This is a genomic window from Streptomyces sp. NPDC057697, assembly GCF_042799335.1.
In the GTDB taxonomy this organism is placed as follows: domain Bacteria; phylum Actinomycetota; class Actinomycetes; order Streptomycetales; family Streptomycetaceae; genus Streptomyces.
In genome coordinates this window covers 75,029-85,667 of the sequence record NZ_JBHVJA010000020.1, presented here as the reverse complement: position 1 = coordinate 85,667, position 10,639 = coordinate 75,029, and the positions used below count along the sequence as shown (strand labels likewise).

6 protein-coding genes are annotated in these 10,639 nt (G+C 73.5%); 2 read left to right on the top strand and 4 right to left on the bottom strand.

The genetic code is table 11. From position 1 onward, the window contains the following. Positions 1-385: 385 nt before the first annotated feature. The 4 genes from ACFVFH_RS33680 to ACFVFH_RS33665 form a co-directional block, all read right to left on the bottom strand. Positions 386-1,912, bottom strand: coding sequence for a hypothetical protein (locus tag ACFVFH_RS33680; protein ID WP_383776107.1), 1,527 nt, complete (start codon positions 1,910-1,912; stop codon positions 386-388). A 60-nt stretch (positions 1,913-1,972) separates the two neighbouring features. Then, on the bottom strand, positions 1,973-5,629 hold the full coding sequence (locus ACFVFH_RS33675; RefSeq protein ID WP_383776105.1) for a hydantoinase B/oxoprolinase family protein: 3,657 nt from the start codon (positions 5,627-5,629) through the stop codon (positions 1,973-1,975). An 803-nt stretch (positions 5,630-6,432) separates the two neighbouring features. Then, positions 6,433-7,851, bottom strand: a complete 1,419-nt coding sequence (locus ACFVFH_RS33670; protein ID WP_383776103.1) for a HEAT repeat domain-containing protein — start codon at positions 7,849-7,851, stop codon at positions 6,433-6,435. 219 nt (positions 7,852-8,070) lie between these two features. Beyond that, entirely contained in the window at positions 8,071-8,463 is a 393-nt protein-coding gene (locus tag ACFVFH_RS33665; protein WP_383776100.1) for an ankyrin repeat domain-containing protein, read from the bottom strand. A gap of 314 nt (positions 8,464-8,777) precedes the next feature. Here ACFVFH_RS33665 and ACFVFH_RS33660 point away from each other — a divergent pair, with 314 nt between their 5' ends. Together ACFVFH_RS33660 and ACFVFH_RS33655 are read left to right on the top strand one after the other, a co-directional pair. Beyond that, positions 8,778-8,972, top strand: coding sequence for a hypothetical protein (locus ACFVFH_RS33660; RefSeq protein ID WP_018103962.1), 195 nt, complete (start codon positions 8,778-8,780; stop codon positions 8,970-8,972). A gap of 37 nt (positions 8,973-9,009) precedes the next feature. Beyond that, positions 9,010-10,614, top strand: coding sequence for a hypothetical protein (locus ACFVFH_RS33655; protein WP_383776097.1), 1,605 nt, complete (start codon positions 9,010-9,012; stop codon positions 10,612-10,614). The last annotated feature ends 25 nt before the right edge of the window (positions 10,615-10,639 follow it).

Below are 10,639 nucleotides of genomic sequence, written 5' to 3'. Positions count from 1 at the left end.
CGTGCGGGGCGCGGGCCCGACAGGGCGACGTGGGTGGGGCCCTTGTACAGCGGTTCGATACGGGCAGGCCCCGAGCACGGCGGCGCGATACGGCCGGGACACGGGGCCGACGGCGCGACGCGGGCAGGGCGCGGGCCCGACTGGGCGACGTGGGCAAGCCCCGAGCACGGCGGCGCGATACGGCCGGGGCACGGGGCCGACGGCGCGACGCGTGCGGGGCGCGGGCCCGACAGGGCGACGTGGGTGGGGCCCTTGTACAGCGGTTCGATACGGGCAGGCCCCGAGCACGGCGGCGCGATACGGCCGGGGCCGGTGGTGCGGGCGCGGGTGCGTGCGGGGAGTTGCCGGGGCGTCGGCCGGGGGGCCGTGGGTGCTGCCGTGCGGTTCATGACGCCTCCGAGCGGTCGGCGGCCATCCCGGCCGCGTCCAGCAGGGCCGTACCCACGATCAGGTCCGCGCCGCCGAACTCCGGGTCGTCGAGCTGCGTGCCGTCGTCGACGGAGAACAGCAGCCGTCTCTCGCCCTGCCGGTAGGCGGTGCCGACCGGGGGGCTCGCGGCGTGCACCGCCAGCAGGGCGACGAGATAGGGCAGTTCGGGATCGCGGCGCCGGGCCTCGGCGAGGAGTCCGGAGAGTCTGCGCGGGGCGTCGTGCTCCAGATCGAGGAGCTCCATGGCACCGGCGAGCTGCTCCTCGCTGAAGCGGCTGTCGTCGGGGGTGGCGATCAGATCGGGCTCGGGCATCTCAGCGCCCAGGTGTTCCCGCTCCAGGGGCGGGGTGAGCAGCAGGTCGACCAGGTCGCCCACCCGTACCGAGGTGGGGGTGCGCAGCCCGGTGCCGTGGGCGAAGAAGGCGTCGGTGACGCGGATCGCCTGTTCGACGGGGAGCGGCAGCAGCGGGGCGACCAGCTGGCCGTAGAGGTCGAGGCCGGTGCGGGCCGTGGGGGTGGCGAAGGCCTGCCGGTCCTGCTCGGCGCGGAACAGCGGGCCGGCTTCCAGCAGGCGGGACTGGAGCTGGGTGTGGCGGCGGATACAGTCCTTGACGATGTCGACGAGCTCGGCGGCGCGGCGTTTGTGCTCGGGCTCCTCCGCCTCGTCGCGCGCCTTGCGGATGTTGGTGAGGATGGCGTTCTCGTGGCGGTAGCGGTCGGCGACGTGGTCCAGCGCCTCGGCGATCATGTCGGGGACCGCGTTCAACCAGTCGACGGCGCGGACGTTGCGCCGGGTGGCCTCCAGCGTCTTGCGGAGGGTCTCCGCGTACTGCACGGTGCGGTAGCGGGCCTGCTCGGCGGCGAGCTGGGCATCCGCGAGGCGGCCCCGGCTGATGAGGACCTCCAGCTTCACCTCGGCGGCGATCTGGGCGCTGGTGACGTCCGTGTCGAGGGCGCCGACCAGGACGTTGACCGCTTCGTCGGTGGCCCGGAGGTAGACGGTGCCGCCGTAGCCGGGGACCTCCTCGATCAGCTTGAAGTCGTAGTCCCGGCGGACGTACACCCCGTCGGGGCCGAACGTGCCGTACACCGCGCGGAATCCGCGGTCCACGCTGCCGACGTTGATCAGGTTCTCCAGCACCCAGCGCGCGACCCGCTCGTGCTCGGCCACGGGCCGTCCCGGGGCCTGGGCGGCGACGCGGGGAAGCAGCCTGGTCACTATCTGGTCGTGGTCGGCACCCGTGTCGAAGTCCATGTTGAGGGTGACGAGGTCGATCGCGGCGAGGGCGACCTCGGCCATCGCGTAGACCGTGTACTCACCGGCCAGATTCGCCTTGCGGACATCGAGGTCGTGCAGCGGCGCCGTGCAGGCGAGCGCGCGCAGCCGCCGCGAGAGCCCCTCGTCGGCGGCCGGGCCCGGGGCGGGCCGCGGCCCCGCGCTGAGCTGGGGCGCAGCGTTGTCCATGTAGGCAGGCGAAGTCACGCTGCACAGATTAGGTCCTCGCACCGACAACGGTCGAAACGGCGCAGAAGCGACCCCGCGTCACCGCTGTGCCCCGTCGCCTCCGGTACGGTCCTCGCGGCCCGGCTCCGGGGTTCCGTAGCCCCCGCCGCCCGGGGTGCGCAGCACCAGGACGTCCCCCGGCTCCAGCTCGGCGGTGTCGCAGCCGCGCAGCGGTGTGTCCGCCCGGCCGTCCGGGTGCTCGACGTGCTGGTCCCCGAGCGCGCCGGGTTCGCCGCCCGCCATTCCGTACGGCCGGACCCGGCGGTGGCCGGAGAGCAGGGCCACGGTGACGGGTTCCAGGAAGCGGAGCCGCCGCTCCACGCCGCAGCCGCCGTGCCGGCGCCCGCCGCCCCCGCTGCCCTCGCGCACCCGGAAGCTCTCCAGCAGGACGGGGTAGCGCCATTCGAGGACTTCGGGGTCGGTGAGGCGGGAGTTGGTCATGTGGGTCTGAACGGCGTCGGCGCCGTCGAAGTCCTCGCCCGCGCCCGAGCCGCTGGCCACGGTCTCGTAGTACTGGACGTGTTCGTTGCCGAAGGTGAGGTTGTTCATGGTGCCCGAGCCCTCGGCCTGGATGCCGAGGGCTCCGTAGAGGGCGCCGGTGACGGCCTGGGACGTCTCCACGTTTCCCGCGACGGTGGCCGCCGGGTGGACGGGGGCCAGCATGGTGCCTTCCGGAATGCGGACCTCCAGGGGTTTGAGGCAGCCGCTGTTGAGGGGGATGTCCTCGGCGATCAGGGTCCGGAAGACGTACAGCACGGCCGCCATGACCACGGATCTCGGCGCGTTGAAATTGCCGGGCTGCTGCGGTGAGGTGCCGGTGAAGTCGACGATCGCGCTGCGGGCGGCCCGGTCGACGGTGAGGGCGACCTCGATGACCGCGCCGTTGTCGGTCTCGTAGCGGTAGGCGCCGTCGTGGAGTCCGGCGAGGATCCGGCGGACGGACTCCTCGGCGTTGTCCTGCACGTGTCCCATGTACGCGGCGACGGCTTCGGGGCCGAACTGGTCGACCATGCGCCGGAGTTCGGCGATGCCCTTCTCGTTGGCGGCGATCTGGGCGCGCAGGTCGGCGAGGTTGGTCTCCGGGTCGCGGGACGGATACGCGGCGGCGGTGAGCAGTTCGCGCGTCTCGTCCTCGCGGAACCTGCCGTCGCGTACCAGCAGCCAGTTGTCGAACAGCACGCCCTCCTCGTGGACGGTGCGGCTGAAGGCGGGCATGGAGCCGGGGGTGATGCCGCCGATCTCGGCGTGGTGCCCCCGGGAGGCCACCAGGAAGCGCAGCCGGGGCCGTTCGCCGCCGGTCTCGTCGAACACCGGTGTCACCACGGTCACGTCGGGCAGATGGGTGCCGCCGTGGTACGGATCGTTGACCGCGTACGCGTCACCGGGGCGCATCGTGCCGGCGTTGCGCCGCAGCACCTCCTTGATGGACTCCCCCATCGAGCCGAGGTGGACGGGGATGTGCGGGGCGTTGGCGATCAGGTTGCCGTCCGCGTCGAAGAGCGCGCAGGAGAAGTCGAGCCGCTCCTTGATGTTGACGGAGTGGGCCGTGTTCTCCAGGCGCACTCCCATCTGCTCGGCGATCGACATGAAGAGGTTGTTGAAGACCTCCAGCATGACGGGGTCGACCCGGGTGCCGACGGCCGTGCGGTCCGGGCGCGGGCGGACCCTGGTGAGCAGCAGATGGCCGGTGTCGGCGGGGACGGCCTGCCAGCCCGGGTCGACGACGGTGGTGGCGTCCGCCTCGGCGATCATCGCGGGGCCGGTCACGGTGTCCCCGGGCCGCAGCTCCTCCCGGCGGTGCAGCGGGGTCTCCTGCCAGCGGCCCTCGGTGAACATCCGCACGGTGTCGTGCGGACGGGGCTTCGCGCCCGCGGGGGGCGGGGGCCCGGCCGGGCGCGGAGCGTGCCGGTCCGCGGTCCCGGTCGCCTCGACCGACACCGCTTCGACGACCAGGGGTTTGTCCATGGTGAACGCGTAGCGTGCCCGGTGCTCGGCGGCGAACGCCTCGGCCATGGCGGGTGCGGTGTCCAGGTCGACGGGCAGGCTCGCGTCCGTACCGGCGTAGCGGAGCAGTACGCGGGCCCGGGTGCTGATCGCGTGGTCGGGGACGTCGTCGGCGCGCAGTTCGGCGCGGGTCCGGGCGGCCAGTCCGTCGCAGAGCCGGCCCACCGAGGCGCGGGTCGCCTCGTCCAGTTCGGCCTCCACCGACTGCTCGCGCATCGCGGTGGTGTCGGCGAGGCCGATGCCGTACGCGGACAGCACGCCCGCCAACGGTGGTACGAGGACCGTGTCGATGCCGAGCGAGTCGGCGACGGCGCAGACGTGCTGGCCACCGGCGCCGCCGAAGCCGGTCAGGGCGTAGCGGGTGATGTCGTGCCCGCGCTGCACGGAGATCTTCTTGACCGCGTTCGCCATGTTGAGCACGGCGATCTCCAGGAACCCGGCGGCGGTCTCGGCGGCGGTGCGCCGTGTCCCGGTGGCGCGGGTCACGTCGTCGGCGAGCGCGTCGAAGCGTTCGCGGACCAGCGCCGCGTCGAGCGGGAGGTCTCCGTCGGGTCCGAAGACGGCCGGGAAGTGGGCGGGCTGGATCCGGCCGAGCATCACATTGGCGTCGGTGACGGTCAGCGGACCGCCCCGGCGGTAGCAGGCCGGGCCGGGGACCGCGCCCGCCGAGTCGGGTCCGACCCGCTGGCGTCGGCCGTCGAAGTGCAGGACGGAGCCGCCGCCGGCCGCGACGGTGTGGATGCTCATCATCGGGGCGCGCATCCGCACCCCGGCGACCTGGGTGCCGAGCTCGCGCTCGAACTCGCCCGCGTAGTGGGACACATCGGTGGACGTGCCGCCCATGTCGAAGCCGATGACCCGGCCGAATCCGGCCTGTTCGGAGGTGCGGGCCATGCCCACCACGCCACCGGCGGGGCCGGAGAGCACCGCGTCCTTCCCCCGGAAGTGGGAGGCCTCGCGCAGCCCGCCGTTGGACTGCATGAACATCAGCCGGATGCCGTCGAGTTCGGCGGCGACCTCGTCGACGTAGCGGCGCAGGATCGGCGAGAGGTAGGCGTCGACGACGGTGGTGTCGCCGCGCGGTACGAGCTTGATCAGCGGGCTGACCTCGTGCGAACAGCTGACCTGGGTGAAGCCCGCCTCGCGGGCGGCCTCGGCCACGGCGCTCTCGTGTCGGGGGTGGCGGTAGCCGTGCATCAGGACGACGGCCGCGCTGCGCAGCCCGTCGGCGCCGGCGGCCCTCAGCCGCCCGGCGACCGCCTCCCGGTCCAGGGGCACGACGACCTCGCCGTGGGCGTCGATCCGCTCGGGCACCTCGATCACCCGCTCGTAGACGGCCTCGGGCAGCAGGATGCGGCGGTCGAAGAGGCGCGGCCGGTTCTGGTACGCGATGCGCAGGGCGTCCCGGAAGCCTTCCGTGATGACCAGGACGGTCGGCTCGCCGCGCCGTTCCAGCAGGGCGTTGGTGGCGACCGTCGTGCCGATCCGGACCGCGGCGACCCGGTCGGCCGGGACCGGCTCGTCGGGGCCGAGGCCGAGCAGCGCCCGGATCCCGGCCACGGCGGCGTCGCGGTAGCGGTCCGGGTCGTGCGAGAGCAGCTTGCGGGTGACCAGCCGCCCGCCCGGATCCCGCCCCACGACATCGGTGAACGTCCCGCCCCGGTCGATCCAGAACTCCCAGCGTCCCGTCATCCCCCCATTCTGGCCCGCGCCACGGCCGTCGGCCCCGACGGCGCGGCCCGTTCCGCCGTTCCCGGCCATCGCGCGGCGGTGCGGCGGCCGGTGCGGTCCGCGGAGCCTCCCCGGCGCGCGGTCGAGGTGTGCGCGGTCGAGGCGCGCGCGTGCCGGGGGCCGGTGCCACGGACGGGCCGGGTCCGGCGTCCGTGGGCGGCCGGGGAGCGGAACGGAGGGGCGCCGCGCAGAAGGGCGCGCGCCACGCGCCGGGCCCGGGGCCGGGGCGATCCGGACGGGACGGTCGCCGCTCCGGCGGTGGGTTGGGGCGGCGAAGACCGGTTCGTGGCCACGGCGGGCGGAGCGCCGGGCCGTCGCAGGAGGTGTGTCGTCGCAGAGCGTGTGGCGTCGCAGGGCGTGTGGCGTCGCAGGGCGTGGTGGGCCGCGCTGTCGACGTCGGACGGGAAGGATTCGGTGACGATGACGGCACACGTGCCGTGTTCTCACCGCGCCGGACATGGCCGGGTCGGCTCGGATCGTTCCGTCCGGGGAACCGGGAACGGGGAACCATTAACGGGAACGGGGAACGGGAACGTCCCGTGAGCGGGGCCGGGCGTCGCCGGTCTCCCTCCTCGGGGACTCGGGACCCGGGAATCGGGAATCGGGAATCGGGAATCGGGAATCGGGGTCGGGCCGTCCATCCGGGACTCGGGGTCGGGCCGTCCATCCGGGAATCGGGGTCGGGCCGTCCGTCCGGGGCTTGTGGGCGGGGCCGCCCGTGGTGCGCCGCGCGCCCCCCGACGCGCGTCGCTGTTGCCGTCCGGTCAGGCCGCAGGGGTGTCGGGCCCGATCCGGCTGCGCACCGCCGTCTGCACCTCGGCCTCCTCGGCCGGGTCGGCGGCGAGGCGGCGGAGTCGCTCGGCGACTCTGATGTCCCCGGTCTCCGCGTGGAGAGCGGCGACCTCGCGGGTGGTCTCCTCGCAGTCCCACAGGCACTCGACGGCGAATCCGGTGGCGAAGGAAGGGTCGGTGGCCGCCAGTGCGCGGGCCGTCCGGCCGCGCAGATGCGACGAGGACGTCTCCCGGTACACATGGCGCAATACGGGAGCGGCGCAGCCGATGCCCAGCCGCCCCGCGCCGTCGACCAGGGTCCACAGGGACGGTGCGTCCGGTCCCTGGCCGCGTACGGCCTCGCGGAGTGCGGCCAGGACCACCGGGGAGTCCTGGGCACCGCCCCGGCAGGCCAGCACACCGGCCGCGGAGGCACCGAGCGCGTCGGGGCGCCGGGCCCAGCCCCGGGCACGGTCCACCGCCGCGTCGCCGCACATCCGCTCGAAGGCGGTGACGGCCGCGTCGGCGACGGTGCGCGAGGGGCTGACCGCGCCGGTCTCGATCAGGTCGAGGACGGCCGGGTCCCTGGCCTCGGCCAGGTAGTGCAGCGCGGCACAACGGGCACCCTCGGGTCCGCTGCGGGCGGCCTCGACGATGGTGGGCCGGTCCTCGGGGCCGGCGACGGCCGTGAGGCAGCGGGCGGCCGGCACATGGAGGGCGGTGCCGCGTTCGAGTCCCTGCTGGGCCCAGTCGAAGACCGCCTGGACGCTCCAGCCCGGACGGGGCCCGCCGGGCCTCATCTGGCGCTGCCAGCGGTCGAAGGAGCCCTGTTCGGAGGCGGCCCTGACCCTGGCGCCGACCGACTCGCGCGGGTCGTCCGCCCAGAGCCGCCAGGGGCGGGGCTCGTAGGCGTCCCGTACGACGGCGGCCAGCTCGGCGGCGCCCTCCGCCGTGGCCGGGAACCGGCCGAGCACGGGTTCGGCGAGGGCGCGCAGCCCCGCGTCGTCGTCGCGGAGGGCGAGCTCGTCCAGGGCCCAGGCCCAGTTGGCGCCGGTCGCGGCGTACCGGCGCAGCAGCGCCAGGGCGTCGCCGCGCCCGTAGGAGGCGAGGTGGCCGAGCACGGCGAGGGCCAGCCCGGTGCGCGAGTCGTCGGTGTCGAGGTGGTCGTCGGGATCGAACAGGTGGCGTTCGATCTCCTCGATTCCTCCGTCGAGGTCGAGATACAGGCGCGCGTAGTAGAGGGAGCGGTTCTCCACCTGCCAGTCGTGACGCGGATCGCTCAGGACGCAGTGGTTGAGAGCCGCCAGGGCCTCGGGGCGTGGTGCGGCGAGCGCGTGGAGCGTGCCGTCGCCGCGGCCCCTCTGCAGCAGACCGAGCAGGGTGCCGCTCGGCGCTATGAACGGATCAAACATGGAAAAAGCCTCACATCAAGCTGTCGACGCAACCGGGACTGTGCAGTTCCAAGTGCCGGGTGGGCACTACGCCGCGCAGCAACATGATCGGCCGACCGCCGTCTTCTGCTTGGTGTAGACCATCTTCCTCTGCCTCTCGTCGGTGGCCCGGAACCGGGCCCGCGACGTCATGATGACCCAGCCATTTCGCCACCGCGACCACATTTACGGCGTACCCGGTCAGCGGGTACCGAAGAGTTCCAGCAGGTCGGCCTTGCCGAACATGCGGGCCGTGTCGAGCGCGGAGGGCGTTCCCGCGGCCGGATCGGCGCCCGCGGAGAGCAGCGCCCGGATCACCGCGTCCTCCCCCTTGAAAACGGCACCGGCGAGCGGCGTCTGTCCGCGGTCGTTGGCCCGGTCCGGATCGGCGCCGCGGCCGACGAGGGCCGTGACGGCGGCGGCGTGCCCGTGGTAGGCGGCGAGCATCAGCAGCGAGTCGCCCCGGTCGTTGGTGAGGTTCGCGGGGACGCCCGCGTCGACGTACGCGGCGAGCGCCTCGGTCTCACCGCGGCGGGCGAGATCGAAGACCTTCGTCGCCAGCTCGACCACCTCGGGATCGGGGGTTTCGCTCATCGGACGGACCGCCTTCCATTAACCGGTTTCACCACTGTCGACCTGCCGGGGCGTACGCCGTGGGGGCCGTACGAGTGAACCGACAGGGTACTGCCCGACCGGGCACATGACCCGGCCCCACCCGTGGCAGAGGATCACGAAGGGCGCGGCGGAACGGTGTGCGACACCGCCCTCGCCGCCCCGTCGGGAGCACCCGGGAGGCCATTCAAGTGAAAATAACGACTTTTCACCCAAATGCAGCTTTTATCGTATAGATACTTCCGGTGAACCTGGAAGGACTCATGGTGACCGTCCCCCCAACCAGGAGAGCACTCATGATCCTGTCCATGTCAGGCGTCGTCATTCTCGGCATCATCGTCTTCCTGTTCTTCAGGAAGGACGGCCTCAAGGCCTCGCACGCCCTCGTCACCGCCCTGTTCGGTTTCTACCTGGCAGGCACGGCCATCGCACCGAGCATCACCGCGGGCGGCGCGAGTCTCGCCGGCCTCCTGGGCGGGATCAAGTTCTGACCCTCCGCGACCGCTCCCACCCCTTCAGGAGACCGACGTGGCCCGGCGACCACTCCCCCGCATTCTGAGCAGCGGCAGCGCCTCGATCACTCGCAGTCGCGAGTTCGCGCGCACGGCCGCCGACAACGCCACGGACGTCCTCCAACCGCTGATCACGATCACGCGTGGTCTGCGGCTGCTGGCCGGAGCCGGACGGCAGAAGTGGGCCGCGACGCCCAAGGACAAGCGTGGCCCCGCGCTGTTCCTCGTCGCGGCCTGCCTCCTCGCCTTCGCGCTCATGCCGTACGGGGGGCTGATCGCCCTGGTGACGGTGATGGCGGCCGCCGCCTGGACGGGGCGGGAGCGGACCCCCGTGAAGACCGGTCCCGACGAGGCGGAGACGGCACGGCTGCGGTCGCTGTACGAGGCGCTCGTGCCGTACTTCTCGGTGGCCGACGACCCCGCTCCGCTGTTCTCCCACGGCGGCGACTGGGAGAAGGTCTTCAGCGGGTACGAGTTCGACGGCGACGGGCGGCCGACCCGTCTCCAGGTCGCGTACCCCGCCTACTTCACCGACGGCGAGGCCGCCTCGCGCGCCCGCATCGAGCGGCTGCTCCACGCCAAGTCCGGCCGCGGCCGCGAGTACCACTTCGCCTGGGACGAGGAGGGCAACCATCTCGTCATGACCGTCCTCGGCGCCCTGCCCACCTCGATCGGCGCCCAGCGCTTCGTCACCGCCCCCGGCGAGACCGTACTGGGCTTCACCGACGGCGACGCGGTGCAGCGCACGGTTCCGGTGCACGACGGCGACACCACCCGCGACGTCCCTCCGGTCGTCTGGCGGACCGGCGCCCGCTCCACCGAACCGCATCTGCTGGTGATCGGGCAGCCCGGCAGCGGCACCACGACCCTGACGCGCTCCATCGCCCTCCAGGCGCTCCAGCACGGCGACATCCTGATCGTCGACGGCAGCGGAACCGGCGAGTACGCCTGTCTGACCGGGCGCGACGGCGTGCTGGCCGTGGAGTGCGGCCTGACCGGCGCGCTGGCCACCCTGGAATGGGCGGCCCACGAGACGGAACGGCGGCTCATCGGCGCGAACCGGGCCCGGCAGGCGGGCCACCCCGTGCCCGACGACATCAGGCGCCCGCTCTGGATCCTGCTGGACCGGCCCGGCGTCCTCGCCCATCTGGCCGCCGCCGACGGCAGGCAGGACCCCCAGGAACTGCTCCAGGTGCCGCTGCGGCACGGCAGGGCGGCCGGTGTCACCGTGGTCCTCACCGACCAGTTCGACAGCCTGGACGCCCTCGGCGAGACGGTACGCACCCACTGCCGGGCCCGGGTCGTGCTCGGCCACTGCTCCCGCGAGCAGGTGGAGTCGGTGCTCGGCACCGAGCCGCACACCACCCCGGCCCCCGACGTCCCGCCAGGCCGGGGATACGCCCGCCTGGGCACCGGACCGGTGCTGCGCCTCCAGGTCCCGGCCACGCCCGATCCGTACGACGAGGCAACGGGCGAGGCGCAGCGGCAGGCGGTCCTCGGGCTGCTCCCCGAACGGCACACGGCGGTCGAGGCGGCCGTGCCGGCCGGTGCGGGCGTCCCGGACCCGGCGCCGCCGCGCACCGCGGCCGTGGCCGTCGAGGGCCTGGCCGTCACCGACTGAACGGCCCCGGCCCGGCTCCGGCTCC

Excerpts from the sequence above, each read along its gene's own strand:
- ACFVFH_RS33675 (WP_383776105.1), bottom strand. The coding sequence starts at position 5,629 with ATGACGGGACGCTGGGAGTTCTGGATCGACCGGGGCGGGACGTTCACC.
- ACFVFH_RS33665 (WP_383776100.1), bottom strand. The coding sequence starts at position 8,463 with ATGAGCGAAACCCCCGATCCCGAGGTGGTCGAGCTGGCGACGAAGGTC.
- ACFVFH_RS33670 (WP_383776103.1), bottom strand. The coding sequence starts at position 7,851 with ATGTTTGATCCGTTCATAGCGCCGAGCGGCACCCTGCTCGGTCTGCTG.
- ACFVFH_RS33660 (WP_018103962.1), top strand. The coding sequence starts at position 8,778 with ATGATCCTGTCCATGTCAGGCGTCGTCATTCTCGGCATCATCGTCTTC.